Below are 25,129 nucleotides of genomic sequence, written 5' to 3'. Positions count from 1 at the left end.
TAAAAGAGTATTTTAGGAGAAAGTGTATGAGTGCAAAGTATAAACAAATTGCAGATGTGTTAGAGCAAAACATTCGAGATGGGCTTTTTAATGAAACGAAAAAATTACCTACAGAAGAAGCGTTGATGAATCGATTTGAAGTAAGCCGTAATACGATACGTAAAGTAATTAGTCAACTTGTGAATAGAGGTTATATTTTTCAAGTGCAAGGTAGTGGTATGTTTTTACGTGAAACTTCTGTAACAGATTACATTAATTTAGGAAGTTTACGTGGATTAACGAAAAATCTCGTTTCACAAAATATTGAAACGAAAGTGCTAGAGATTGAAGTAATAGAGGCAAATGAAGAGATAGTAGAACGGATGCAATGTGAGATTGGAACTAGACTATATTTTTTGAAGCGTTTAAGAATTGTAGACGGTAAACCATTCTCTATTGAAGTAAGTTATTTCAAAAAAGATATCATTCCTTATTTGAATGAAGAAATAGCATTAAGTTCTGTATATAGTTATTTCATTGAGGATTTACGATTAAATATTGGCTTTGCCGATAAAGTTATTAGTTGTGAAAAAATAAATAAAGAAAATGCAAAGCTTTTAGAACTAAATGAAGGTGATCCAGCGCTTCTTATTGAAAATACAGTTTATCTTGTAAATGGAACAATTTTCGAGCTATCTCAATCAATGTTTCATTATGAAAAGACCAAACTTTTAAATCGAATTAATTTTAATTGAAAATGAATATAAGTAGCCTTGTAAAAAAGCAACTGGTCCTAAGTGAGCAGTTGCTTTTTATTTTTAAAGTGGATGAGCAAAAAAACACAAAAGTGGTTGGTCCGTTTTTTACAAACTTCTATTATGATAAGAGAAGAAAGGTAGTATTTTATTCATGCTTTAAAATAGACTGGCCTTAGAGAGGTGGAAGACAATGAGTTTTGCGATTTCACTAGTTGTTATTATTGTAGTTGTATCACTGTTTGGGACCGTACTAGTCGCACGAAATGTAGAGGAGAATTACGGTAAGTCTACAAAGAGGAATGTGAAAAACTTATCCGCTATCTATGTCATTCTTCTTTTAGTGCTTCTTGTAGGAGTTACTTGGTATGCGGTCGTTATTTTATAAAGTTTGTATATGATGAAGGAGTTAATATATTGATGAAAAATGAGCGCCACGTTTTAGTTGTTTTCCCGCATCCGGATGATGAGTCGTATTGCGTGGCTGGAACAATTTTGGCTTATACTGAGCAGAAAGTCCCTCTTACTTATGTTTGCTTAACACTTGGTGAAATGGGGAGAGCGATGGGGAATCCACCTTTTGCAACTCGTGAATCTTTATATACAATTAGAGTGAAAGAGTTAAAGCGAGCTACAAATATTTTAGGGATTGAAGATTTACGTATGATGGGATATCGTGATAAAACTCTTGAATTTGAAGAGCCTGGAAAATTAAGAAGCTTGATTCAAAACTGTATTGAAGAATTGGATCCTTCTGTAGTTATTTCTTTCTATCCTGGGTATGCAGTTCATCCGGATCACGATGCAACAGGGGAAGCAGTAGTAGAGGCCTTAGCTAATATTTCGGAAAGTAAACGACCAGCCTTTTATGCTGTAGCTTTTTCGAAAAATCATGAAGACGAAATAGGACCTCCAGATTTTAAAAATGAAGTGAAAAAATATGTTCCGAAAAAATTGGAAGCATTACGAGCACATGCATCACAATTTACAACTAAAGTGGATGAGCTGGAAAGGGAGTATGAAGACGGTATTTCAGGCACAGTTGAGTGGTTAGAAAGAGAACCGTTTTGGATATATTCATTCAAAGATAAAAATATGTGATGCTACATCTGAAGGTGATGAATATGTATTTTGAATATAAGAATCGAAAGATTTTTTACAATATAGAAGGATCGGGTCCTGTCATATTGTTTTTACACGGTCTTGGAGGAAATTCGAATAATTGGTTATATCAAAGAAAATACTTCAAGAAGACATGGACCGTAATCTCACTCGATTTACCTGGGCATGGGAAATCCGAAGGGATGGAAATTAGTTTTAAAGAATATTCAAATGTTTTATATGAGTTATGTAATCATTTAAAGCTAAAATCAGTAACAATTTGTGGTCTTTCAAAAGGAGCTAGAGTGGGTATCGATTTTGCTATTCAATATCCACGTTTTGTTTCTAGCTTAACTGTTGTAAATGCATTTCCCTATTTAGAACCGGCAGATCGTAAAGAACGACTTGAAGTATATGATTTACTTAGCTTGCAGGATAAAGGGAAAACTTGGGCTGATACGTTATTGAGAGCAATGGGAGTAGAAGATAATGATGCAATTGTCCGAGGATTTCATCAATCCCTACAAACGATTCATCCGACGCATATTCAAAGGCTATTCGCTGAATTAGTTGATTACGATCAAAGACCATACCTCTCTAACATTGCATGTCCTGCATTAATAATACGAGGAGAGAATGATTATTTTGTTCCGGAAAAGTATGTGAGAGAATTTGAAAAACACCTGAGAAACGTGACTTTCGTTGAGTTGAAAAATAGTGGGCACTTGCCTTATTTAGAACAGCCTACTAGCTTTAATGTGACGGTAGAGGCATTTTTAAATCATGCGCTTGATTAATACCATTTTTGCAGTGAATACTGTTATTAATGAGTTCAGGACACCAGCTTGGAGAGGAGGGAACTAAATGGAATGGCAACCGAATCGTGAAGATAAGATACCAGTTTATAAACAAATTGCTGATTACATTGAAAGAGGCATTTCTACCGGTGAATTCCCTTCTGATAGAAAATTACCTTCCGAGCGTATGTTAGCACAGAATTTACAAGTGAACCGGAGTACGGTCGTAGCTGCTTATGAGGAATTGAAATCACTTGGGGTAGTAGAACGGAAAAAAGGAAGCGGCACTCGGGTGAATACAGATATATGGGGTGTGTCACATAAACGAATACCGAACTGGGGTAGGTACGTTGAGGATGGATCGTTCTTACCTAATGTACCACTTGTTCAACAAATTCGAACGGAAACACAAAAAGATGATTTAATCAATTTAGCGAGTGGTGAATTGTCATCAGATTTAATTCCGAGTGATAGATTTCGAACAATTTTGTCGGAGAAAACATTTATGGGAAATCTCGGTTATGACCATCCGCTTGGAAATGAAATGTTGCGAAAAACCATTGCGGCACATGTCGAGCAATATAAACAAATAGAAGCAGATTCAAGCTCTATTCTTATTACATCTGGAGCTCAGCAAGCACTTAATCTTATCGTTCAATGTTTGTTAAAGCCTGGAGATGCGATTGCAATTGAGGATCCCTCCTATTGTTATTCACTTCCGATGTTTAAATCAGCAGGTTTAAAAATATTCCGTTTACCAGTTGATCAGCATGGTATGAATCCAGATGACTTAATCGATTTGCACAAAAAGCATCGCATTCGTATGGTGTTTTTAAATCCGGATTATCAAAATCCAACTGGAACGGTACTTTCATTGGCAAGACGTAAAAAGGTTTTAGAACTATCTTCTGAATTTGGTATACCGATTGTAGAAGATGATCCGTATAGTTTGACTTCTTTTAATGGAGAAGTGAATCCAACATTGAAATCGATGGATCAAAATGGGAATGTTCTTTATGTGAGCTCATTATCAAAAATTGTTGCATCAGGATTACGTATTGGTTGGGTAATTGGCCCCACGCGCGTAATTGAGAGATTGGCAGATGCGAAGCAGCAAGTTGATTTCGGTCATAGTGTATTTACACAGTGGGTAGCGAACCAATTTTTAGAATCTGAGGATTTTCATACGCATATTACGATGCTCCGTGGACAACTGAAACAAAGAAGAGATGAGTTAATTAGAAAGCTTGAAGAAATATTAGGGGACCAGATTGAATTTTTTGTTCCTGAGGGCGGAATACATTTATGGTGCAAAGTGCAAGGAACGTTTGATGAATATCATTTACTAGGTGAATCTATACAAAATGGTGTAGCATTTGTCCCAGGAAGCGTCCTAGGTTCGAAAAGTGAATATATCCGATTTACTTTTGGCAGAGCGAATGTAGAACAAATTCAGCTTGGAGTTACAAGGTTTGCGGAAACATTAAATGAGATTTCATAATAGCGAAGCGTAATATGGAAATGAGGGAAAGAAATGAAGTACGTGACGCTTTTACTTCAAGTAGGCGTGCTATATGTGTTTAGCTTAGCTGGTACGTGGATTCAAGGAGTATTCCATTTGTCGATGCCAGGAAGTTTAATAGGGATGTTAATATTGTTTCTACTCCTTTCTACTCGTATTTTTCCATTAAAGTGGTTTGAGGTAGGGGCAGAAAAGTTAATAGTATTTTTACCGTTATTTCTAATTCCTTCGACAACAGGATTAATGGAATATGGATCTTTTCTTTTAAGTAAGGGGAGTGTTATATTCCTTTTAGTAATTGCAAGTACGGTAGTAACATTGATTGTTTCAGGGTATGTAAGTCAATTATTAGTAACATCAAAAAAATAAAATCGACAAGGTGCACGATTCAAATGGTCTTAATTATTATTACTGTAGTAATTTATTTATTGGCGACAAAGTTATATAAAAAATTTACGTTTCCATTTACGTTACCGGTATTAACAGTTACAGCAATTATGATTTGCTTATTTTTGATATTTGGTATTTCTCATCATGAGTATAAGGAAAATGGGGGAGACATTCTTTCAGGTTTTTTGAGTCCTGCAATTGTAGCGTTAGCCATACCTCTATTTAAAGAGCGAAAGATACTTATGAAAAACTTTTTAGCGATACTAATCGGCGTAGTGATAGGTATAGTGGCTTTAACGAGTATGAATATAGTGATTGGTGGAATTTTAAATATAGATAAGGAACTTATATTAACAACTTTACCACAATTAGCGACAATGCCTATTGCCATTTCATTAGCGGATCAAATTGGTGGCATTCCATCTATGACTTCTAGTTTTGTAGTTGTTGCAGGAATAACAGGTGCTATTATCGGACCGACAGTACTTAAGTTTTTCCGTATAACAAGTACGATTGGAAAAGGAGTGGGGATGGGCTGCGCATCACATATTATTGGTGTGAGCCGTCTAGTGAAAGAAGGAGAGAAAGAGGCAACTATCGGTTCGGTAACGATGATTGTAACAGGGATACTTATTAGTATATTAGTACCTTATGGAGTGAAATTTTTATTTTGAAAATTAATGAATCGTAATAAGGAGTATAACACTACTCATTTTAGAGCGTAATGGAGATGATTAAAATGACAACATGGTTTATAGTTACATTATTTATTTTTGGTGCTCTTAAAGTACTAGTTTCTAGTATGCCAACTTCTGTTGTAGAATCAATTATTAGTAGATTTGAGTTACACCAAAAACTTGATGAGGAAAATACTACTGTAACGGTAGATGGGGAAAGTATAGAAGGAGAAATGAAACTGCAAGTTATTCATGAATTTAATGAGGCTTTATTTTTAGATAAACATTATTTTCCGCCGCAAGGGAATGGTACACCGATAGTCATGGAGACGAAGAAAGGAAAAAGAGAGATTAGATTTTCTATATATAGCTACGAGGAACACGTTGATGTAGTAAAGCAATATAAGAAGAAAGTAGTTGCATATCGTTTGCGATCAAAAAGCCTTCAAAGTCGTTCAGTAGCAGTAACTGAAGATTATGCTTAAGGAGAGACCGTTATTATAACGGTCTCTTTATTTTTGCATCCAAGTATATAATTTACAAATAAGAGAAAAGAAAATGATATATCCAAATAAAGAATAAGCATGATGCCAATTCCCGTTATGTACAAATAAACCTAACCTCTCAGCAACTTGTTCAAAAATACTAGCACAAAGCCCTATTAAAATAATAAATAGAGTTCTAGAAACTGCAGATAATGTTTTTGAAATTTGTATGAAAATGATTGTTAAAATTGGTAGCACAAACAACGTAAAGCCTATGTTAACTGAAAATATAGATGAGAAAGGTCTAACTGGAAAGGAATATATTTGTGTATGCACAAAGAAAGCATCTAAGCAAGTTCCAATAATAGAAGAAAGTAAGACTGTAACTAATAATGCTAAAAAATCATTCTTCTTCTCGAAGGAGGACATTTTTCTTTGCGAGAATTGCGAGTTCAATTTTTTCGAGTGTTTTGCAGTAGTCTTCTGTAATTTGTCCATTTATATTTTCCTCCTTATCAACTAAATAATTTACAACTTGCCAATCGTTAAACCAATCTTCATTTTCAACTTCTTCATGTTTCATATCCCGCCATGCATAGATGAGTGCAGGGCTGTATATACGATACGCGTCACTACGTAACTGGCATTTCTTTATTCGGCGTTTATAAAACTCACGCGAAAAAGATTCATTTACACTAGAAAATAAATGAGGCCAGTAATCTTTTCTTGAGCCTGTATGTGGATGGTGATGGACCCAGTTTATTATTTGAGATGAAATATGTGTATCCCGAAATAACAATGAATACAACCGTTTTCCAAGTGAAATTCGTTCATGCAAAGAAGTGAAATGTTTCATTGTATCACCAAATAGTAATACTTTTTGCTTTTTATCATTTTCGTAAAATGGGAAAAGGATATGATTAAACTGAAAAAAATCAAAGAGTTTAAATCCAATACTATTTAATACAGTCTTTTTAAAGTGTGCATTTTGAATAACTCTTTTTTCTAAGTAGTTTTGTTCATTAACAATAGTTGCGATCGCTAATGTTTTTTTGTTACCTGTTTTCCAAAAATGGTTCCACATTGTTTCCATAAATGTAGAAACATTTAAGTGAGTGAGAAGGTGAAATAGCTTTTTTGATTTTTTTACACTTTGCTCATATAGTAAAAATTGAGGATATACATCTTGGAAAATGAGCCAATTTCCTCTTTCTAAAAAAGAGAAAAATGTAATTTGATCTTTCTCGGATAAAAGCCTCGTATATAAATCTCCCTTTAAATCTGTCATATTCCAGCCACCGTTACGTGATACGATATGCCCAAGTAGTGCCCAATGTATTTCTGGATATTGAATGTAAAATTGGTAGTATGCACGTGTTCTTGTGACGTTATTTTTATTTAGTTCTTTTGTCTGAGCTTTAATTTTATCGATGATAAGTTGCTCTTCTTTCGTTAATTTATATATGGTAACAGAAGAGATGAGATCGCTTTTTTGTTGTAACTCGTTTTTCACGTCGAATAGGGAGAGAGGGAGTGCTTTTGAGAATTCTTTAGACGTATTGTTTGAATTGCTTTGGTACATTCCATTACCTCCCTTTTCTATGAGTTTAAATGTGGTATTGGTTATGAATCATTCCATTTATCCCGCTATTAACGAGCAGTAAGACTCCCATCTCAAAAGTCGGCTAAAGCAAAGAAGTTAGGTGAGGGTGGGGCTGCTCGTAAAAGCCCGATTGATTCAACTAATAATCAGTGGGGATGGACAAAATCCCCACTAATTAAAGTTTCACTTTATTTTATTACGAGTATAAGAAATAAATGAGCGGTGTTTTTTAAACCAGTAATATAGTTATCATTCAAACAGTATAAAGAAAATCTAATTGCTAAGAAGTGAAATGAAAAACAGAAACTATTAAAAAATAGTTTCTGTTTTTTTATTTTGTCAATTAAATGTAACAAACGACGATTATGATTTGAATCAATTGAAAATAATTCAATAACCTTAATAAATACAATTTGAATTGAAATGTATGGTAGGAGGAAAAGGAATGCTTAATAAAATAATTTTAATTACTGGTGGTACAGGTTCGTGGGGACATGAACTTATAAAACAACTATTAGAAAAATCACCGAAAGAAATTAGAGTTTTTTCAAGGAATGAAACGGTTCAGTTTGAAATGCAGCAACAGTTTATAAATGAAGAGAGATTGAAATTTATTATTGGAGATATTCGTGATAAAGAGCAACTAGTATATGCTTGCCAAGGTGTACATTATGTATTTCATCTTGCAGCTTTAAAGCATGTTCCAGTATGTGAATATTATCCTTATGAAGCTATAAAAACAAATATACATGGTACGCAAAATGTAATTGAAGCATCTATCCAGAATCAAGTTGAGAAAGTTATATATGTTTCAACTGATAAAGCGGCCGATCCATCAAATACGTATGGGATGACAAAAGCAATTGGTGAAAAATTAATGGTTCATGCGAATGTGCAAACGAAGAAAACAAAATTCATTTGTGTTCGTGGCGGAAATGTTTTAGGAACGAGTGGAAGTGTGGTACCGCTTTTTAAAAAGCAAATTAAGCAATCTTCAAAAGTAGGGATTACCGATGCAAATATGACTAGATTTTTCTTAACCATTGAAGATGCTGTTGGATTGTTATTTAAAGCAGCATCTGAAGGAAGAGGAGGAGAAATCTTTGTTATGAAAATGCCAGCATGTAAAATAACGGATTTAGCAAGAATATTGATTGAAGATTCGAAAAAAGAAAACGTGAAGATAAAAGAGGTAGGGATAAGACCTGGTGAAAAATTAAGTGAAATGCTTTTATCTGAGGTAGAGAGTAAAACAAGTATTAGTTTTGATCAAAATTATTTTGTGGTACTACCGACTATTCCTTTAGAAGGACTTCAAGAATATTATGCTAGTTATCCGCTTGTGGATGTGAAGAGTTTTAGTTCTCAACAAGACTTACTTACAAAACATGAGGTGAAACAAATGTTAGAAAAAGGAGGGTTTTTACGATGAAAAGAAATGCGAGCCTTTTAATAACTGGTGCAAATGGCTTCACAGGACGTCATGCTTGCCAATATTTTTTAGAGCAGGGCTTTCATGTAATTCCTATGTTTCAAAATCGTTCACATAGAGAAAAAATCGAAAATGGTATTACTTGTGATTTAACAAATAAGAGTGAAGTAATGAAGGTAATTAAACAAATAAAACCAGACTATGTATTGCATTTAGCAGGAAGAAACTCAGTTAATGAGTCTTGGACAGCTTCTCTGGAATATATAGAGATTAACGTAATAGGGACTTTATATTTATTAGAAGCCATTAAGCAGGAAGCCTCGCATTGTAAAACATTAGTTATAGGATCTGCATTGCAAGCAGATAGTATGAAAAACATAAAAGTTTCAAATCCATATAGTTTAAGTAAAACTATGCAAGTCATTATTGCGGAGGCTTGGGGCGGATTAATGGATTCTAATATTATCATTGCAAAGCCCTCAAATTTAATTGGTCCAGGAGTATCGAATGGTGTTTGTTCAATTCTCGCAAAAAAAATGATAGATATAGAATCGGGTAGAAGTAAGGCGATTATTGAAGTAAACAGTTTGAAAGATAGTAGAGACTTTCTAGATGTACGTGATGCAGTTAAAGCGTATCATGTGTTATTACGTGATGGTATAAATGGAAAACAATATAATATTGGATCAGGAGTAAAACGCTCTTTATTAGATGTATTGGAACAATATAAAGGATTAACACAGTTGAATTTTACTATAAAAGAAACAGAGAATAGTGAGAGCGGCTCAAATGAAAGTTTAGTATTAGAGGATATAAAAAAGTTAGGTTGGGTTCCAGAAATCCCATTTCAGCAATCATTAAAAGATGTACTTGAGTATGCGAAGTGTAGTGACATCTGCATTTAATGAAAAATATAAAAGGATGTAAGAAATATATGAATTGTTATGAGACTATAAATAATCAAAATATGCTATCGCTTTCGATTGTTGATACGCTGGATTGGAAAGATGAAGAAGAACATGTTTTGCGCATCTATGAGGCGATAAATACATGTCGAGCATATGTGGAAAAGGTTAATCGAAAACCCAAAACAATATATACAGGAACTAGGCCTGTAATCCAAGTCTTTACTCAGTATGAATGTAGTGAGTATGGAAATGATTTTTATGAACTCATCAAAGATCTTTTGCAAGACATAGGTCTGGAGTTAAAGATGTATATAAATCATAGTAAGTTAATGTACATTTGAAAGATTACTATAAAGCTAGACTTTTAATGATAAAGGTGGATATAAGTTATGAATAAAAAGATTCTCTTTACTGGGGGCGGTACAGCCGGACACGTAATGATTAATATGGTATTGATTCCTAAATTTATGGAAAAAGGATGGGGAGTTGAGTATATTGGATCTCAAAATGGAATTGAAAAAGTATTAGTTCAAAATGTTAAGTACAATAGTATTTCAACGGGGAAGCTCCGGAGATATTGGGATTGGGAGAACTTTAAAGATCCTTTTAAAATTATAAAAGGCTGCTTACAAAGTTATAAATTAATTAAGAAAATAAAGCCTGACGTTATTTTTTCGGCAGGAGGATTTGTTTCAGTTCCTGTAGTAATAGGGGCATGGTTAAATAGTGTACCTATCGTAATACGTGAACCAGATAGCACGTTAGGACTTGCAAATAAAATAGCATTACCTTTTGCTACAAAACTATGCACAACATTCCCTCATACAGGGAAGAATGTAAGTAATGAGAAAAAGGTTTATGTAGGACCAATTGTAAGGGAAGAAATTGAGAGAGGTAACGTATTACGAGGAAGAAGGTATTGTGAATTTCAGCAAGATAAACCGGTATTGTTAATAATGGGTGGGAGTCAAGGTGCTAAGTGGATAAATGATATGGTAAGGAAAAGTTTAGATACATTAATATTAAGTTTTAATATTGTTCATATGTGTGGTAAAGGGAAGGTGGATCCTTCTATCGGAATGGAAGGTTATATGCAATTTGAATATATAGGGGAAGAGTTGCCACATATACTGAATATGGCAAGTGTTGTAGTTTCCAGGGCTGGTTCTACTGCTATTTCTGAATTGTTATTTTTGAAGAAACCGATGTTGCTTATTCCGTTAACTAATGGTTCCAGTAGAGGGGATCAAGTTTTAAATGCTGACTATTTTTCTAGGCAAGGATATGCGGAAGTATTACTTCAAGATAGAATAAGCACCAGTACATTTACAGATGTGGTAAATAAGTTGTATGTAAATAAGGAGAGATATATTCAAAACATGAATGGATATAAGAAAACAAATGATGAGGGAATTCATCAATTAATAGATTTAATAAATGAAGTAGTTAAATAATAAAAAAAGGAAAGAAATTATTTTCTTTCCTTTTTACTATAGTTGTTCAAATTCATTATTACCTATAACGATTACATTCCGTATAGAGTTATATGCATTTTGATTTACTATGGACGAATACCGTTTTCTAACAGCTTAGTAAATGCATTGGCATAAATAGGTTTACTGTAATAGTAACCTTGAATAAACTGACATTTATTTTTTTGAAGGAAATTTACGTGTTCTTTCGTTTCTACGCCTTCAGCAATGACAGACATTCCTAATGTATTTGCTAATGTGATGATTGTTTTAATGATTTCCATCCCATCTTCACACGTTTCAGACATTGTAATAAATTCTCTTGGGATTTTTAACGTATCGATTGGATATAAAGGTAAGTAGGCTAGGGAAGAATAGCCTATACCAAAGTCGTCGATTGAAATGTGAATCCCTAAACTTTTTAGTGTACGCAGTTTTATCAATGTTTCTCTCTCATCCATCATTGCAATTCGTTCTGTTAATTCTAGATCAAGGGAACTTGCTGGTAAGCCTGTAGTTGCTAAAGTAGAAGAAATAGATTTTACAAAGCCTTCTTGTTCAAATTCTTTAGCAGATAAATTTACCCCTATTTTTAAATGCGAATATCCGAGTGCGTGCCAACGTTTCATTTGCTCACAAGCCTGCTGTAATGTCCATTTTCCTATTGGAATAATTTGTAGTGTTTCTTCTGCAATCGGAATAAACTCGTATGGAGAAATAACACCTAATTCAGGATGATTCCACCTGATTAAAGCTTCTGCACCGATAATTTTATTAGATTCACTATCAACTTGAGGTTGATACAAAAGGAACAATTCTTCATTTTGTATTGCGTTTGGTAAATCTTTTTCTAATCGTAATCGTCTTTCGATTTTTTTAGCGATTACATCGTCATAAATAGAGACAGAGTTAAGCTCTTTTGCCTTTGCATCATACATTGCAACATTAGCGTTTTTCAGAAGTGTAGCGGTATCGATTCCGGAATGTGGATAAATGGAGATACCGATACTCAGTGATAAAGTTAATTTATGCTCATGTATGACAAACGGCTTTTCCATGCTTTCAAATAATTGGTTACATAACTCGAATAAGGAATCTTCGTCAGTATAGTTTTCAATTAAGATTGTAAACTCATCACCACCGATTCTTGACAGATGAGTATGTGATGGAAGACATGATTGGAAACGTTTTGCTACTTCTTCTAATATGTAATCACCTGACGAATGTCCAAGTGTATCGTTAATTACTTTAAAGCGATCTAAATCTAAATATAATAATGCAAACTCACTTTGTGTTGTTTGAGCATTTTTTATAAATTTTCTTAACTTCCTATGGAAAAAGGATCGGTTCCCAATTTTCGTTACAGTATCGTGGAATGCTAAATATTTTATTTCTTCTTGTTGTTTTTTTAGTGCGGTAATATCCTTTACCATAATATAGCTTCCTGAAATTTGTCCATCTATCATAATAGGAACGATGGTAACGTATAAAAAATAAGTAAAGCCATCTTTATATTGAGAACTAAGTTGTAAGGATGCTGATTCTTGTTGTTTAACTTTTTCTAATGCAGATATCAGTTTATGTTTATCTGCATCTAAAATAATAGAAAAACATGTCTCACCAAGTAACTCGTTCGTTGGTGCTCCAAGTAGTATGCTTCCTGCTTTATTTACATTTAAGAATATTCCATTTAAATCAATCGTAAAAATGGGATCAGGATGATATTCATATAATGATTTGAATTTTTGTTGTTTCTGAGATAGGGCCTCTGATTTATGGACTAAATCAGAAGTTCTTAAAGTAACTTTTTCTTCTAGTTGAGCATTAAATACTTGTAAACGTTTTGTTAGGGTGTCGTTTTGCATACGCACAATAGAATGGCGAATAAGTACGAAAACAAAAGCGATACAATTTCCTGTAATGAGAGTTGAAGACGATGTTTGTTCTTTTAATGTAAACCCGATTAGTATTGCAACAGCAAGATAGGGAAATACGACTAATACTTTTTTTCCTAGTATAGGGTTTACAATGAAATAATTTTTATGGCTATTATCATCTTCTGAAATAGACCCAGCTATTGCGATAAGCAATATAGGTATTCTATATAAAAGACGTAAAAATGTTATAGTGTCAGTTGATAAATGGGTATTTAAGTAAAAATAAATATAGTTAAAAGTTGCAGAACTAATCAATACAAAAATAAAGATATAAATTTTCCGCTTGGACTTAAAAATTGTTGGGCGGAAAAAGAGACTAACACCTAGTAGAAGAAATAATAGATCTGCAATTGGATATAGAAATGAAAGGAAAATATCTCCGAGTGAAAGTGAGAATATATTTAAATTTGGCTGATTAAATAAATACCATTCTAATGTGAATATGGAAGTAAGTACTATACACATATCACAAATAAAGAAAGCTCTTTCCCATTTAGTGCATTCTTTTAAGATCTTATAGCAGAAAGCGATAAGGCAGAAGAATAGAAAAAACATGTAAAATACATCAGAAATAGTAAAATGATGTATTGGAAGTTCGAAAAAGGTATCTTGATACGTATATACTACTTTTCCTAATAAAAAACTACCAATTGCAATTGTAATACATATCCAAAAAGGATTTGAACTAACTTTTTTAGAGTATATAGAGTAAATTAGCGATATAAATGTAATGACTTCAACGATGAGTGAAGCGAAGCGTACATTGAAATTTGAAAAATTAGTAGGGAACAGAAAGAAAAACATAAAATAGATTGAATAGCATATTAATGTTGTGATTAATATACATAGATGTAAATTTTTATTTAATTTCAAAAAGATCACCTTCTTTAAGTATGTACTATATTCGTAATATCTGTACATAATAATATTACTTAAGGATTGTATCAGATTTCCTTATAAAAAGCATGCTTATAAGGAAAAAAACAAGAGTGCAATAATTCTTGAAAATGAAAAAACACTGCATTTAATGATTTTTAGTGTATCAAGATTTTAGATGGGAATTGTATATTTAGTCATCCAGTATATTTTAAAGGTTTTTTAGTGCTTTGCAAGTGGAGATGCAAATTTGCATATAAAATGATGGGATTTTCTTTCTAGGTGAGTTTTTGATTGTTATAGGCTAGTAAGTAACACCTTTGTATGTATCTATTTTCATACTAATGAGGGATTTCAAAAATGTTTTAAGTATATACAATAAAATATAGTCATTCATTACGTTTTTAGTATGGGAGGAAAAGCATGAAAAATTGGGTGAAGTTTCGAATAGCACGTCCAACAGATAAGTTTGAAGAGGTTATAGCATTCTATGAAAAAGGATTAGGTTTAAAGCGTATAGGTGAATTTTACGGTCATGAAGGTTACGATGGCGTCATGTTTGGACTACCAGATGAAGAATACCATTTAGAATTTACAAGATATATAGATGGGAGCCCATGTCCAGCTCCAACAAAAGATAACTTACTTGTATTTTACATGCGAGAAGATAGTGAAATGAAAAAAGTGAGTAAAAGGCTGCATACAATGGGGTATGGTGAAGTAGAACCAGAAAATCCGTATTGGAAAGAAAAGGGGATAACGATAGAAGATCCGGATGGTTGGAGAATTGTATTGATGAAAATAGAAGAATGAGGTGTGGCGAAACTAGAGGAGAAAGACGTTTCGAGTTTTGATAGTGTAAAATAAAATATATATAAGCTTCCTTGAAGGGGATAAAATCAAGGGGAAGCTTTTTTGTGAATTTATCTAAAAATTAACATTTGATAATTTGTTCTGGAAAGATATGAAATAAGAACGTATATTCTTATGAGTTGATAGTCATGTCTTTAAAGAGGGATATAGAAAAGGGAGGAATTATGAATACATATATCTATATGGTTAGGCATGGTGAATCGCCAAAATTAGAAGGAAATGAAAGAACACGTGGATTAACTGAGAAGGGAATTTTAGATGCTCAAAGAGTAACTGAGATATTAGAAACAGAGGGAATTAATACTTTCATTTCAAGTCCGTATAAGAGGGCTATGTTAACGATAGAAGGGTCAGCGAATCTTCATGAAAAAGAAATATTAGTATATGAAAATCTTAAAGAGTGTAAGTTTTCAAATGAAGATAAAATTATATCGGATAAGGAAGTGTACCCACTTGTAAAGGAGATGTTTTTTAATCCAGAATATGCACTGACGGATGGAGAGTCATATGCGGATTGTCAGCGAAGAGTAGTGAGAGTGTTAAAAGAAATATTAATGAATTTTCAAGGACATAAAATTGTAATTGGTACACATGGGCTTGTAATGACACTAATGATGAACTATTTTGATAATCAATATGGACTTGAATTTTTAATGAATACATCCAAACCGGATATATATAAGCTAGAATTTAAAGAAGAGAAATTAATGAATGTAGAGAGATTATGGAGAGAAGAATGAAATGGGGTATATGGAGTGTGTTTTAAAAATTACTTTTAAAACACACTCTTTTGCATTAAGTTGAGTTTTAAATATTTTCACTAATACGTTCTTTGTTTTTGTTATTTAAAGTATGTAAGAGTTTTTGAAATACCTTAAATGAATGCTGGAATATTGGACTTTGAATAAAAGTGTATAGAAAAGTTACGATAAAAACAGGACCTCCTAGCATGAATCCAATGACTAGTACAAAGCATTCTACAATGATTCGAGCCCGGCTAATAGATAATCCAGTTTTGTCAGAAATGGTAAGCATGAATCCATCGCGGGGTCCAGCACCAATGCCAGCCGCAACGTACATGCCGCCCCCAATTCCTGTAATTGCAATACCAGAAAATAAAATGAGTAAGTTTATCCATAAATAATCACTAGCGTTTGGAAGGATTTTTGATTGTAAGAAAAAGTCCATAATAGGACCGATAAGTAGTGCATTTAAAAATGTGCCCACGTTTATATATTTTCGATCTACTAGTAAAGAGATAAGAACGAGACATAATCCACATATGACACTCCAAGTACCAATTGTCCACCCAAACCGTTGGTAGAGAGCCATATTTAAAACTTCCCAAGGATGTAAACCGAGGAATTTAACTTTGACTGCGAGAGCATTTCCAAGTCCAAAAAAAATTAATCCTAGGAAAAAAAGAAAATAGCGAAAGAGAGTTAGCCTCATCTTTAAAACCTCCCAATATATAATGATGTATATTACATGTTTGAATTTCAATGTACAAATATTATGTCTTTTTATGATTTATTAAAAATGTAAATGGATATATATTTCCACAGTCAAAAAAGTTAAAATATTTCGTTATAAGGATTATAATAGAGAGAGAACTATAAAAGGAGTGAACGAATTTGAAGCAAGAACTTATTGAAAGATTTACGAGATATGTAAAGATTGATACACAATCAAATGAAGAAAGTCATACAGTGCCTACAACACCAGGGCAAATTGAGTTTGGTAAGTTATTAGTGGAAGAGTTGAAAGAGATTGGGTTATCAGAAGTGACGATGGATGAAAATGGTTATGTAATGGCAACACTGCCTGCTAATACAGATAAGGATGTTCCTGTAATCGGCTTTTTAGCTCATTTAGACACAGCAACAGATTTTACAGGGGAAAACGTAAAACCACAAATTCATGAAAATTTTGATGGTAATGCGATTACGTTAAATGAAGAATTAAATGTTGTGTTAACACCTGAACAGTTCCCGGAATTACCATCATATAAAGGACATACAATTATTACAACTGATGGTACAACACTTCTTGGAGCAGATGATAAAGCTGGTCTTACAGAAATCATGGTCGCAATGAATTATTTAATACATAATCCGCAAATTAAGCATGGAAAAATAAGAGTAGCATTTACACCAGATGAAGAGATTGGTCGTGGGCCAGCTCATTTTGATGTAGAAGCGTTTGGTGCATCGTTTGCTTATACGATGGACGGAGGTCCATTAGGTGGTTTAGAATATGAGAGTTTTAACGCTGCAAGCGCCAAATTAACTTTTAGAGGGACAAATACACATCCTGGAACAGCGAAAAACAAAATGCGTAACGCAAGTAAACTCGCTATGGAATTCGATAGACAGTTGCCAGTAGAAGAGGCGCCAGAATATACAGAGGGATATGAAGGGTTTTATCATTTACTCTCTTTAAATGGTGATGTCGAGCAAAGTAAAGCTTACTATATTATTCGAGATTTTGATCGTAATCATTTTGAAGCGCGTAAAAATAACATTAAAGATATTGTGAAAAACATGCAAGAGAAGTACGGTGAAGATGCGATTGTTTTAGAGATGAATGATCAGTACTATAACATGCTTGAAAAAATTGAACCAGTGCGAGAAATTGTTGATATTGCATATGAAGCGATGAAAAGTTTAAATATCGAACCGAACATCCATCCAATTCGTGGTGGAACAGATGGATCACAATTATCGTATATGGGATTACCAACGCCAAATATTTTCACTGGTGGTGAAAACTATCACGGTAAATTTGAGTATGTTTCGGTAGATACTATGGAAAAAGCTGTTCAAGTAATTGTAGAAATCGCAAGACGATTTGAAGAACAAGCTTAAAAAGAGAACCAAGTAGTAATGAAGTGCTACTTGGTTCTTTTCTATAGTAAAAAATACAAAGTGAAACTTGTTACAAGACGTTTGTAAAAGGGGGAAATGTTATGAGTGAAAATCAGTTTCATGGTTATATAGGGACATATACCAAAGCAGAGAGTAAGGGGATTTATAAATTTATACTTGATACGAACATCGGAGAACTTAAAGGGATTGAATTAGCAGCTCATATAGGAAGTCCGACATATGTAACGATTAGTCATAACAACGAGTACCTTTATTCTGTTGCGAAAGATAATGGGTTAGGTGGAATTGCTAGTTTTTCCATTCATAATAAATCCGGTAATCTAAATTCGATTAACATGCAAGTTTTAGAAGGGGTATCGCCGTGCTATGTAAGTGTGAATCGGGAGAATAGTATAGTAGTAGCAGCTAATTATCATAAAGGAACAGTAGAATCCTATTTAGTGAAAAAGGATAATGGAAGTTTAAATGCTGCTACGGTAATTGTAGAACATAAAGGGTCAGGACCAAATAAGGAAAGGCAAGAAAAGGCACATGCTCATTATATAGATTTTACTCCTGATGAAAAATATGTAGTAGCAGTTGATTTAGGAATAGACAAGGTGATTACATATAAAGAAAGTGATGGAGAACTAATAGAAGTTACACGGTTATCTGTAAAACATGGTAGTGGTCCAAGGCATCTTATATTTCATCCAAGTGCGCAGTATGCATATGTTATGACAGAATTAAGTTCAGAGATTATTGTACTTCAATATGATGCAAAGAGTGGCAGTTTTAAAGAAAAACAATACATTTCTACATTACCTGAAGATTTTAGAAAAGATAGTTACGGAAGTGCAATTCACATTTCTTCTGATGGCAAGTTTGTTTACGCAGCAAATAGGGGACATAATAGTATCGCGGTTTTCCGAGTGAATGAGCACAATGGAGAGCTCGCTTTTATTGAAACAGTATCGACAGAAGGGGATTGGCCACGTGATTTTTCTTTAGATCCGGATGGAAAATTTTTAATTGCAGCGAATGAAAGATCTAATACTTTGACTTTATTTGCTAGGGATGAAATGACAGGGGAGCTAACGCTTGTACAGACGGACGTAAATGTTCCAGAGCCAGTATGTGTGAAGTTTTTACATGTGAAAAAATAGATAGGTTTCCCTATCTATTTTTTATTAGGAAATTTTAATATAGCACCCGCCACAAATAAAAAGTCGCGTAAGACTCCCAATTTGTCCAATTTGATGCAAATTCTTTTATTTCATTTTTAGTCGGTTTCTTTTCGGAACCTGTTATAAATTTAATTGCATTATGCAAACCAACATCATCAATTGGAAAAGCTGAAGGGAATCGTAAACAACGCATCAAAACATAGTGAGCTGTCCATGGCCCTATACCGCGAATGCTAGTTAATTGTTTTTCAGCTTGCTTCACATCTTGTATTTGTAATAGAGATTCTTTTGATAATTTACCTTCTGTAATGAGCTGCGCGACGTCAATTAAGTATTCGCACTTTCTTGTAGTCATTTTTAATGTTGCGAGATCTTCTACATCTAAATTTGCTATTACTTCAGGTGATGGGAATATCCAATGTTTTCTACCGTTCCAATCTACATAATCGCCAAAATTTTCGACTAATCTTCTTTTTAGAGTATAGGCATATGTGAGGTTGATTTGTTGACCTAGAATCCCCCAGCATAGTGCTTCAAATAAATCCGGAATTCCCAAAGTACGAAGACCGTAAAATTCTTTAATGGGTTTTTGAAGGAGTGGGTCGTGTTTAGCTAATTTATAGAAGGGAGCTAAATCAGTAGTTAAATCAAACCACTCTTTTACATAGTTAGATACGGCATCGTGTGCCCATTTTTCAGAGACATATGATTCTCCTAAAAAACGTATTTGAATATTACTATCGGCATTCAAACCAATTTCAACTAATGGATTTATGTTTTGAACAGGAATGACTTTATAGATTTTATTGTTTTCAATATGAAACATACATTCATTTTTAGAACGCGATAGATAGCGTAAGTTTTCTTGAAAACTAAATTCTTTTGGAACGACTAAAGACAATATTCCATTACAATCCTCTGTCATATTTACTCCTCCCGAAGCGCTTCTAATTTGAGCAATTCTTTTTTCATTGCTAAACCACCTCTAAAACCGGTAAGTTTACCATTTTTCCCAATAACGCGGTGACAAGGAATAGTGATAAGCAGAGGATTTGCCCCAACGGCAGTCCCAACTGCACGTACAGCGTTAGGTTTTTGAATTCTTTCCGCAATCTCTGAATAAGAATGTGTCTCCCCATAAGGAATTTCACGTACCGTATTCCAAACAGCTAATTGAAATGCAGTTCCGTAAACATCGATAGGAATTGTAAAGGTTTCTAGTTTGGTTTCCAAATACTCGATAAGTTCTTTTGTATATGTTTGCAGATAATCTGGATTTTGGATTAATGTATGTTGTGGCAGTTTTTTGCTAGCCCACGTATTTAGTTCTTCAAAAGTTTCATTTTGCGATCCGATGAAGCATAATCCATTTGAAGTAGCTGCAATATGCATACGCCAATGTTTATGAATAAGCAATGTCCAATATATAGTTTTATTTTCATATGGTTTCATTATTTCATACCTCTTTTATTCCGTTCTTTTTTCGATATTCAGTAGGGGTAAATCCTGTCTTCTTTTTAAATAAAGTCGCGAAATACTCCGGATTTTCTATCCCGACATCAGTACTAATTTCCATAATGGGTTGATTTGTATGTGAAAGGTATTCTGTCGCTTTTTTAATTCTGAATTGCTGTATATATTCTATTGGACTAATCCCTACAATTTTCTTGAAAGTGCGTTGTAGATGATAAGGGCTACCATGGCATATTTCTGCGAGTAAGTCGAGGGTTAGCACGTCACAATAATGTTTTTGGATATATTCTTTAATTTGCTCTACCCATTCTTCATTAGGTAAAGTTAGCCCGTTTGGTTTACAACGTTTACACGGACGAAAATTTTCATGTAATGCTTGCTCTGCCTTAAGAAAAATACGTACATTGTTTTTATTCGGTATTCTCGATTTACATGATGGTCGGCAAAAAATACCGGTTGATTTTACAGCGTAAAAGAATTTGTCATCATATGTGGAGTCATTATGAATAATTGCTTGCCAATACTCATTTGTTACTGTGAACTCTTCATTATGCACAGAACATCACCTCTGGCATTAGTATAACCTGAATAAAGTACGTATGTACGTATTTACGAATGTAAGAGCAAGATTACAAAGATGAAACTATGATAGGGTATCTATTTTGTGTTAGCATGAAAATTGAAAATGCACATCAAGAGGAGGAACATAGATGAAGTTGATTTCATGGAATGTAAATGGTTTGCGAGCAGTTATTGCAAAAGGTGGATTTTTTGAATATCTAGAAGAATCCAATGCAGATATATTTTGTTTACAAGAGATTAAATTACAAAGTGGACAAATTGATTTAAATTTAGATGGATATTATACATATTGGAATTATGCTGTGAAAAAAGGATATTCAGGAACGGCTATTTTTACAAAAAAGGAACCGCTTTCTGTTACATACGGATTAGGAATTGAGGAACATGATCAAGAAGGACGAGTCATTACTTTAGAATTTGAAGATTTTTATATGATAACGTTATATACACCAAACTCCAAACGTGGATTAGAACGCTTAGATTACAGAATGAAATGGGAAGATGATTTCAGGGCCTATATTAAACGATTAAATGAAAAGAAATCAGTTGTTTTTTGCGGAGATTTAAACGTCGCACATAAAGAAATAGATTTAAAAAATCCAAAAAGTAACCGTAAAAACCCTGGATTCTCTGATGAGGAGAGGGAGAAGTTTACACGTACTTTAGAAGAAGGATTTGTTGATACGTATCGCTACCTTTATCCTGATCAGGAAGGAGCATATTCGTGGTGGTCGTATCGTATGGGAGCGAGAGCAAAAAATATTGGATGGCGTTTAGATTATTTTGTTGTCTCGGAAAGAATGAAAGACAAAATAACAGAGGCGAAAATTAACAGTGAAATAATGGGATCAGACCATTGTCCAGTTGAATTACATATAAATTTCTAAAAAAAGAAGTATCTCGCTAATAATAGGCGGATACTTCTTTTTAATTCAGTTTGTTAAAATTTTTCAAATCATTCTTGAAATAATTGCATATTAAATATATACTTAGTAACGATAATCATTATCAGTAAAAAAGGTTATCGATGGATGAAGTGTAAAAGAATTATTGTTTAGGGGAAGTGAATGAGAATGAGTTCCAGATAAAATTATTAATCTAATGAAATATATGTTTGGGACAAGTTTCATGTAGTTAAGTTTTCATATAAAAATAATCTATTTACAAGTTTTGAGAGGAGATATATAAAGATGAACAAGAAGTTATTTACATTAGGGATGGTTACAGTTTTAAGTGTAGGTTTAGCAGCATGTAATAGTACGGATAAAACTTCAGGGGAACAAAAGCAACAGACAAAAGCTACGGAAACAAAAAAAGATGAAAAACGAAAAATTACATATTTAGGTAAAGAATACACAGTACCAGCAAAAGTAGATAAAATTGCGACAGCTAGTTTAGAGTCAATGGAAGATGCAGCAGTACTTGGAATTAAACCAGTCGGTGCAATTACTGTAGGTGGTAAATTACCAAAGTATCTTGAAAAAGAATTAGAGGGTGCAAAATCTGTGGGTGAAAAAATGCAACCTAATTTTGAAACATTACTTCAATTAAAACCGGATGTTATTACATCTAGTACGAAATTCCCAGCAGAAACAGCTGAAAAATTTACGAAAGTAGCTCCGACGTTCCCGGTATCACACGTTTCAACAGATTGGGAAGATAACTTAAAGTTAATGGGAGAATTAACTGGTAAAAAAGATAAAGCAGAAAAAATTATTAAAGATTACAATGCGGACGCTGAAAAAGCAAAAGCAAAATTAGGAGATAAGTTAAAAGACAAAAAAGTACTTGTAATTAGACTAAGAGCAAATGAATTATTCCTATATCCAGAAGGAGTATACTTCAATCCTGTAATTTATAAAGATCTTGGACTAACTGCTCCAGAACAACTTAAAACTGTAAAAGCACAAGAGAAAATTTCATTTGAAAAACTTGCTGAACTTAACCCAGATTATGTTTTCTTACAATATGAGGCAAGTGAAAATAAAAACCCGAAAGTGCTAGAAGAAATTGAAAGCAATCCAATTTGGCAAAGTATGAATGCTGCGAAAGAAAAGAAAGTATTTGTAAACGTTGTAGATCCAATGGCCCAAGGTGGCACAGCTTGGAGTAAAACAGCATTCTTAAAAGAAGCAGTGAAAAATTTATCTAAATAATACAATAAGTAAGGTGCGTTGAATGATATGCAGAAAACGAATGCGGTACCAGTAACCATTTTATGTATAGCACCCATATTGATTTTATTTACAGTTATACTTTCTGTTTTATATGGGGCGAAAAACATTGATGCTGAAACAGTGTGGAATGCTTTATTTCATTTTGATTCAAGCGATGTAAATCATAATATTATTATTACTTCACGTTTACCAAGGGTAGTTGCAGCTCTTTTAGTCGGAGCATTTCTAGCCATATCAGGAGCACTTATGCAGGGGATGACAAGAAACTATCTTGCATCCCCTTCTATTATGGGTGTGACGGATGGTGCAGCCTTTGTTATTACACTTTGTATGATTTTTCTTCCGGGAATGTCATCGATTGGTATGGTTTTATGTTCAATGATTGGCTCTGCACTAGGAGCCGGTATAGTGTTTGGTTTTGGCTCACTCCTTCAAAATGGCTTATCCCCTGTTAGATTAGCAATTATAGGGACAGTTATTGGAACATTTTTAAGTAGTGTATCGGCTGCGATGGCTTCATATTTCCAAATTTCTCAAAATGTTAGTTTTTGGTTTAATGCAAAGTTAGATCAAGTGGACCCTAATATCATTAAAATCACGATACCATTTGGGATAATTGGTATAATTTTAGCACTATTAATATCAAAATCTATTACCATTCTTTCTTTAGGAGAAGAAGTTTCTATTAATCTAGGTCAGCGTACAAAACTAGTTAAAGCGATGGCAATTTTATCAGTTATTTTTTTAACAGGAACAGCAGTTGCTTTAGTGGGGAAAGTTGGTTTTGTAGGTTTAATTATTCCACACATTACGCGCTTTATAATTGGGGTAGATTATAAGTGGATTTTGCCTTGCGCAGGCGTTATTGGTGGAGTTTTCTTAGCATTATGTGACATTTTAAGTAGATTTGTAAACTATCCATTTGAAACACCAATTGGAGTCGTTACTTCCTTAATTGGAATTCCTTTCTTCCTTTATTTAATCCGTACAAGAGGAGGAGAGAGACATGCTTAAAAGTTCAAGTCAACGTTTTGGAATGACAATGGGGATTAGTATATTTTTAATATTATGTGCTATTTATATTAGTTTAACGAATGGTACGTTTGATATTACGATTACAGATGTATTTAAAACACTCTTTAGAATAGATCCAGTACCAGACCATGATTTAGTTATTTTTGAGTTTCGCCTTCCGCGCATTATAATTGCTGGATTAGTAGGATTAGGCCTCGGTGTTGCGGGTGCTGTAATTCAAGGGATTACGAGAAATGGATTGGCGGACCCAGGTATTTTAGGAGTGAATGCCGGAGCAGGTACAGCCATCGTAATTTTCATGTTCTTCTTTCAAGGGCAATTAAAGAGCACAGACTGGATTTCTATTATGATGATGCCGATGTTTGGTTTAGTCGGTGGGCTAGGAGCCGCTATAATAATTTATCTGTTTTCTTGGAAAAACGGTAAGTTAGACTCGCAACGTCTTTTATTAACAGGGATTGCAATTGGATCTGGATTTGGAGCGTTTTCTATGTATTTATCGCTCAAAATGAAGTCAACTGATTTCGAGATGGCTGCAGTTTGGGTGTCTGGAAGCATATATAGTGCAAACTGGAAGTATATTGTTGCTATGTTACCGTGGCTTATCATTTTAATTCCACTTATACAAAAGAAAGCTTATTTATTAGATTTATTTCAATTGGAAGAAACGAGTATTACAAGTTTAGGTGTTGCAGTAGAACGAGAGAAATCCATTTTACTATTAAGTAGTATCGGACTTGTGAGTGCATGTGTTGCTGTTTCAGGAAGTATTGGTTTCATTGGATTAATGGCACCGCATATAGCGAAAAGGCTCGTCGGTATTCAGCATAAATATATAATTCCTACGTGTGGAGTAATCGGAATGTTCCTTGTAATAGCTTCAGACTTTATTGCAAAAACAGTTTTCACCCCTGTAGAGTTACCTGTTGGGATCGTTATTTCTATTGTCGGTGTACCGTATTTCTTATATTTACTTTATAAGGCGAAAGCGTAAGAGGAGG

At 33.7% G+C, this 25,129-nt stretch carries 27 protein-coding genes; 20 read left to right on the top strand and 7 right to left on the bottom strand.

Annotated elements, in window-relative coordinates:
• Positions 1-26 precede the first annotated feature (26 nt).
• The 8 genes from NSS97_RS18940 to NSS97_RS18905 all read left to right on the top strand — a co-directional run bounded on the left by NSS97_RS18940 (position 27) and on the right by NSS97_RS18905 (position 5,706).
• Positions 27-734 (top strand): GntR family transcriptional regulator, encoded by a 708-nt coding sequence (locus NSS97_RS18940; protein WP_002033710.1) that lies wholly within the window; start codon positions 27-29, stop codon positions 732-734.
• A 193-nt stretch (positions 735-927) separates the two neighbouring features.
• Positions 928-1,122 carry a hypothetical protein gene (locus NSS97_RS18935; protein WP_002033711.1) on the top strand — a complete coding sequence of 65 codons (195 nt, stop codon included), beginning with the start codon at positions 928-930 and terminating at the stop codon, positions 1,120-1,122.
• A 32-nt stretch (positions 1,123-1,154) separates the two neighbouring features.
• Positions 1,155-1,835: a bacillithiol biosynthesis deacetylase BshB2 gene (gene bshB2, locus NSS97_RS18930; protein ID WP_341114665.1), complete on the top strand. Its 681-nt coding sequence runs from the start codon at positions 1,155-1,157 to the stop codon at positions 1,833-1,835.
• Positions 1,835-2,632 (top strand): alpha/beta fold hydrolase, encoded by a 798-nt coding sequence (locus tag NSS97_RS18925; protein ID WP_107886464.1) that lies wholly within the window; start codon positions 1,835-1,837, stop codon positions 2,630-2,632. The genes bshB2 and NSS97_RS18925 overlap by 1 nt, the downstream gene beginning before the upstream one ends.
• Before the next feature lie 67 nt (positions 2,633-2,699).
• Complete coding sequence (gene pdxR, locus NSS97_RS18920) at positions 2,700-4,133, top strand: MocR-like pyridoxine biosynthesis transcription factor PdxR (RefSeq protein WP_002088019.1); 1,434 nt, start codon at positions 2,700-2,702, stop codon at positions 4,131-4,133.
• Positions 4,134-4,166: 33 nt separating this feature from the next.
• Positions 4,167-4,523 carry a CidA/LrgA family holin-like protein gene (locus NSS97_RS18915; RefSeq protein ID WP_002190466.1) on the top strand — a complete coding sequence of 119 codons (357 nt, stop codon included), beginning with the start codon at positions 4,167-4,169 and terminating at the stop codon, positions 4,521-4,523.
• A gap of 23 nt (positions 4,524-4,546) precedes the next feature.
• A complete protein-coding gene (locus NSS97_RS18910) occupies positions 4,547-5,218 on the top strand; it encodes an LrgB family protein (protein WP_016100781.1) in 672 nt (223 codons plus the stop codon).
• A 65-nt stretch (positions 5,219-5,283) separates the two neighbouring features.
• Complete coding sequence (locus tag NSS97_RS18905; RefSeq protein ID WP_002088014.1) at positions 5,284-5,706, top strand: YfmQ family protein; 423 nt, start codon at positions 5,284-5,286, stop codon at positions 5,704-5,706.
• A gap of 27 nt (positions 5,707-5,733) precedes the next feature.
• Here NSS97_RS18905 and NSS97_RS18900 read toward each other — a convergent pair whose 3' ends face one another.
• Positions 5,734-6,135 carry a CBO0543 family protein gene (locus tag NSS97_RS18900; protein ID WP_131929143.1) on the bottom strand — a complete coding sequence of 134 codons (402 nt, stop codon included), beginning with the start codon at positions 6,133-6,135 and terminating at the stop codon, positions 5,734-5,736.
• Complete coding sequence (locus NSS97_RS18895) at positions 6,110-7,288, bottom strand: DUF2515 family protein (protein ID WP_107886466.1); 1,179 nt, start codon at positions 7,286-7,288, stop codon at positions 6,110-6,112. Before NSS97_RS18895 ends, NSS97_RS18900 begins: the two co-directional genes overlap by 26 nt.
• A 466-nt stretch (positions 7,289-7,754) precedes the next feature.
• On the opposite strand from NSS97_RS18895, the gene NSS97_RS18890 reads away from it, so the two are divergent.
• Genes NSS97_RS18890 through NSS97_RS18875 form a run of 4 tightly spaced genes read left to right on the top strand, consistent with a single transcriptional unit; the run spans position 7,755 to position 11,103 of the window.
• Complete coding sequence (locus NSS97_RS18890; RefSeq protein ID WP_341113786.1) at positions 7,755-8,741, top strand: UDP-N-acetylglucosamine 4,6-dehydratase family protein; 987 nt, start codon at positions 7,755-7,757, stop codon at positions 8,739-8,741.
• On the top strand, positions 8,738-9,646 hold the full coding sequence (locus tag NSS97_RS18885; protein ID WP_002128673.1) for an NAD-dependent epimerase/dehydratase family protein: 909 nt from the start codon (positions 8,738-8,740) through the stop codon (positions 9,644-9,646). The genes NSS97_RS18890 and NSS97_RS18885 overlap by 4 nt, the downstream gene beginning before the upstream one ends.
• Positions 9,646-9,990 carry a DUF6572 domain-containing protein gene (locus tag NSS97_RS18880; protein ID WP_181295461.1) on the top strand — a complete coding sequence of 115 codons (345 nt, stop codon included), beginning with the start codon at positions 9,646-9,648 and terminating at the stop codon, positions 9,988-9,990. The genes NSS97_RS18885 and NSS97_RS18880 overlap by 1 nt, the downstream gene beginning before the upstream one ends.
• A 48-nt stretch (positions 9,991-10,038) precedes the next feature.
• A complete protein-coding gene (locus tag NSS97_RS18875) occupies positions 10,039-11,103 on the top strand; it encodes an undecaprenyldiphospho-muramoylpentapeptide beta-N-acetylglucosaminyltransferase (protein WP_107886468.1) in 1,065 nt (354 codons plus the stop codon).
• Positions 11,104-11,210: 107 nt separating this feature from the next.
• On the opposite strand, the gene NSS97_RS18870 is transcribed toward NSS97_RS18875, so the two are convergent.
• On the bottom strand, positions 11,211-13,931 hold the full coding sequence (locus tag NSS97_RS18870; protein WP_341113782.1) for a putative bifunctional diguanylate cyclase/phosphodiesterase: 2,721 nt from the start codon (positions 13,929-13,931) through the stop codon (positions 11,211-11,213).
• 426 nt (positions 13,932-14,357) lie between these two features.
• On the opposite strand from NSS97_RS18870, the gene NSS97_RS18865 reads away from it, so the two are divergent.
• On the top strand, positions 14,358-14,747 hold the full coding sequence (locus NSS97_RS18865; RefSeq protein WP_002014647.1) for a VOC family protein: 390 nt from the start codon (positions 14,358-14,360) through the stop codon (positions 14,745-14,747).
• A 224-nt stretch (positions 14,748-14,971) separates the two neighbouring features.
• Positions 14,972-15,547, top strand: coding sequence for a histidine phosphatase family protein (locus NSS97_RS18860; protein ID WP_044440104.1), 576 nt, complete (start codon positions 14,972-14,974; stop codon positions 15,545-15,547).
• Positions 15,548-15,614: 67 nt separating this feature from the next.
• On the opposite strand, the gene NSS97_RS18855 is transcribed toward NSS97_RS18860, so the two are convergent.
• Positions 15,615-16,259 (bottom strand): YczE/YyaS/YitT family protein, encoded by a 645-nt coding sequence (locus NSS97_RS18855; RefSeq protein WP_002014649.1) that lies wholly within the window; start codon positions 16,257-16,259, stop codon positions 15,615-15,617.
• A gap of 182 nt (positions 16,260-16,441) precedes the next feature.
• Here NSS97_RS18855 and pepT point away from each other — a divergent pair, with 182 nt between their 5' ends.
• Together pepT and NSS97_RS18845 are read left to right on the top strand one after the other, a co-directional pair.
• A complete protein-coding gene (gene pepT, locus NSS97_RS18850; protein ID WP_044439855.1) occupies positions 16,442-17,674 on the top strand; it encodes a peptidase T in 1,233 nt (410 codons plus the stop codon).
• A 101-nt stretch (positions 17,675-17,775) separates the two neighbouring features.
• Entirely contained in the window at positions 17,776-18,840 is a 1,065-nt protein-coding gene (locus NSS97_RS18845; RefSeq protein ID WP_044439853.1) for a lactonase family protein, read from the top strand.
• Positions 18,841-18,874: 34 nt separating this feature from the next.
• Here the strand turns inward: NSS97_RS18845 and NSS97_RS18840 are convergent, their stop codons facing one another.
• The 3 genes from NSS97_RS18840 to NSS97_RS18830 are packed head-to-tail and all read right to left on the bottom strand — an operon-like array spanning position 18,875 to position 20,890.
• The gene (locus tag NSS97_RS18840; RefSeq protein WP_044439851.1) at positions 18,875-19,786 is read right to left on the bottom strand and encodes a DNA-3-methyladenine glycosylase 2; all 912 of its coding nucleotides are present in this window, start codon (positions 19,784-19,786) and stop codon (positions 18,875-18,877) included.
• Positions 19,787-19,788: 2 nt separating this feature from the next.
• Positions 19,789-20,313, bottom strand: a complete 525-nt coding sequence (locus NSS97_RS18835) for a methylated-DNA--[protein]-cysteine S-methyltransferase (RefSeq protein WP_002087987.1) — start codon at positions 20,311-20,313, stop codon at positions 19,789-19,791.
• A 4-nt stretch (positions 20,314-20,317) separates the two neighbouring features.
• On the bottom strand, positions 20,318-20,890 hold the full coding sequence (locus NSS97_RS18830; protein WP_078185582.1) for a bifunctional transcriptional activator/DNA repair enzyme AdaA: 573 nt from the start codon (positions 20,888-20,890) through the stop codon (positions 20,318-20,320).
• A gap of 154 nt (positions 20,891-21,044) precedes the next feature.
• On the opposite strand from NSS97_RS18830, the gene NSS97_RS18825 reads away from it, so the two are divergent.
• From NSS97_RS18825 to NSS97_RS18810, 4 genes are all read left to right on the top strand, one after another.
• Positions 21,045-21,803, top strand: coding sequence for an exodeoxyribonuclease III (locus NSS97_RS18825; RefSeq protein WP_107886470.1), 759 nt, complete (start codon positions 21,045-21,047; stop codon positions 21,801-21,803).
• A gap of 303 nt (positions 21,804-22,106) precedes the next feature.
• Complete coding sequence (locus tag NSS97_RS18820) at positions 22,107-23,072, top strand: iron-hydroxamate ABC transporter substrate-binding protein (protein ID WP_002014659.1); 966 nt, start codon at positions 22,107-22,109, stop codon at positions 23,070-23,072.
• 27 nt (positions 23,073-23,099) lie between these two features.
• Positions 23,100-24,107, top strand: a complete 1,008-nt coding sequence (locus NSS97_RS18815; protein ID WP_002014660.1) for a FecCD family ABC transporter permease — start codon at positions 23,100-23,102, stop codon at positions 24,105-24,107.
• The gene (locus NSS97_RS18810) at positions 24,100-25,122 is read left to right on the top strand and encodes a FecCD family ABC transporter permease (RefSeq protein ID WP_044439847.1); all 1,023 of its coding nucleotides are present in this window, start codon (positions 24,100-24,102) and stop codon (positions 25,120-25,122) included. The genes NSS97_RS18815 and NSS97_RS18810 overlap by 8 nt, the downstream gene beginning before the upstream one ends.
• The last annotated feature ends 7 nt before the right edge of the window (positions 25,123-25,129 follow it).

It is taken from the genome of Bacillus sp. FSL R12-0074 (assembly GCF_038005725.1).
GTDB classification, from domain to species: domain Bacteria; phylum Bacillota; class Bacilli; order Bacillales; family Bacillaceae_G; genus Bacillus_A; species Bacillus_A mycoides.
This window is presented reverse-complemented; position numbering and strand designations above follow the sequence as displayed.

Excerpts from the sequence above, each read along its gene's own strand:
- NSS97_RS18940 (WP_002033710.1), top strand. The coding sequence starts at position 27 with ATGAGTGCAAAGTATAAACAAATTGCAGATGTGTTAGAGCAAAACATT.
- NSS97_RS18935 (WP_002033711.1), top strand. The coding sequence starts at position 928 with ATGAGTTTTGCGATTTCACTAGTTGTTATTATTGTAGTTGTATCACTG.
- bshB2 (WP_341114665.1), top strand. The coding sequence starts at position 1,155 with ATGAAAAATGAGCGCCACGTTTTAGTTGTTTTCCCGCATCCGGATGAT.
- NSS97_RS18925 (WP_107886464.1), top strand. The coding sequence starts at position 1,835 with ATGCTACATCTGAAGGTGATGAATATGTATTTTGAATATAAGAATCGA.
- pdxR (WP_002088019.1), top strand. The coding sequence starts at position 2,700 with ATGGAATGGCAACCGAATCGTGAAGATAAGATACCAGTTTATAAACAA.
- NSS97_RS18915 (WP_002190466.1), top strand. The coding sequence starts at position 4,167 with ATGAAGTACGTGACGCTTTTACTTCAAGTAGGCGTGCTATATGTGTTT.
- NSS97_RS18910 (WP_016100781.1), top strand. The coding sequence starts at position 4,547 with ATGGTCTTAATTATTATTACTGTAGTAATTTATTTATTGGCGACAAAG.
- NSS97_RS18905 (WP_002088014.1), top strand. The coding sequence starts at position 5,284 with ATGACAACATGGTTTATAGTTACATTATTTATTTTTGGTGCTCTTAAA.
- NSS97_RS18900 (WP_131929143.1), bottom strand. The coding sequence starts at position 6,135 with ATGTCCTCCTTCGAGAAGAAGAATGATTTTTTAGCATTATTAGTTACA.
- NSS97_RS18895 (WP_107886466.1), bottom strand. The coding sequence starts at position 7,288 with ATGTACCAAAGCAATTCAAACAATACGTCTAAAGAATTCTCAAAAGCA.
- NSS97_RS18890 (WP_341113786.1), top strand. The coding sequence starts at position 7,755 with ATGCTTAATAAAATAATTTTAATTACTGGTGGTACAGGTTCGTGGGGA.
- NSS97_RS18885 (WP_002128673.1), top strand. The coding sequence starts at position 8,738 with ATGAAAAGAAATGCGAGCCTTTTAATAACTGGTGCAAATGGCTTCACA.
- NSS97_RS18880 (WP_181295461.1), top strand. The coding sequence starts at position 9,646 with ATGAAAAATATAAAAGGATGTAAGAAATATATGAATTGTTATGAGACT.
- NSS97_RS18875 (WP_107886468.1), top strand. The coding sequence starts at position 10,039 with ATGAATAAAAAGATTCTCTTTACTGGGGGCGGTACAGCCGGACACGTA.
- NSS97_RS18865 (WP_002014647.1), top strand. The coding sequence starts at position 14,358 with ATGAAAAATTGGGTGAAGTTTCGAATAGCACGTCCAACAGATAAGTTT.
- NSS97_RS18860 (WP_044440104.1), top strand. The coding sequence starts at position 14,972 with ATGAATACATATATCTATATGGTTAGGCATGGTGAATCGCCAAAATTA.
- NSS97_RS18855 (WP_002014649.1), bottom strand. The coding sequence starts at position 16,259 with ATGAGGCTAACTCTCTTTCGCTATTTTCTTTTTTTCCTAGGATTAATT.
- NSS97_RS18845 (WP_044439853.1), top strand. The coding sequence starts at position 17,776 with ATGAGTGAAAATCAGTTTCATGGTTATATAGGGACATATACCAAAGCA.
- NSS97_RS18840 (WP_044439851.1), bottom strand. The coding sequence starts at position 19,786 with ATGACAGAGGATTGTAATGGAATATTGTCTTTAGTCGTTCCAAAAGAA.
- NSS97_RS18835 (WP_002087987.1), bottom strand. The coding sequence starts at position 20,313 with ATGAAACCATATGAAAATAAAACTATATATTGGACATTGCTTATTCAT.
- NSS97_RS18825 (WP_107886470.1), top strand. The coding sequence starts at position 21,045 with ATGAAGTTGATTTCATGGAATGTAAATGGTTTGCGAGCAGTTATTGCA.
- NSS97_RS18820 (WP_002014659.1), top strand. The coding sequence starts at position 22,107 with ATGAACAAGAAGTTATTTACATTAGGGATGGTTACAGTTTTAAGTGTA.
- NSS97_RS18815 (WP_002014660.1), top strand. The coding sequence starts at position 23,100 with ATGCAGAAAACGAATGCGGTACCAGTAACCATTTTATGTATAGCACCC.
- NSS97_RS18810 (WP_044439847.1), top strand. The coding sequence starts at position 24,100 with ATGCTTAAAAGTTCAAGTCAACGTTTTGGAATGACAATGGGGATTAGT.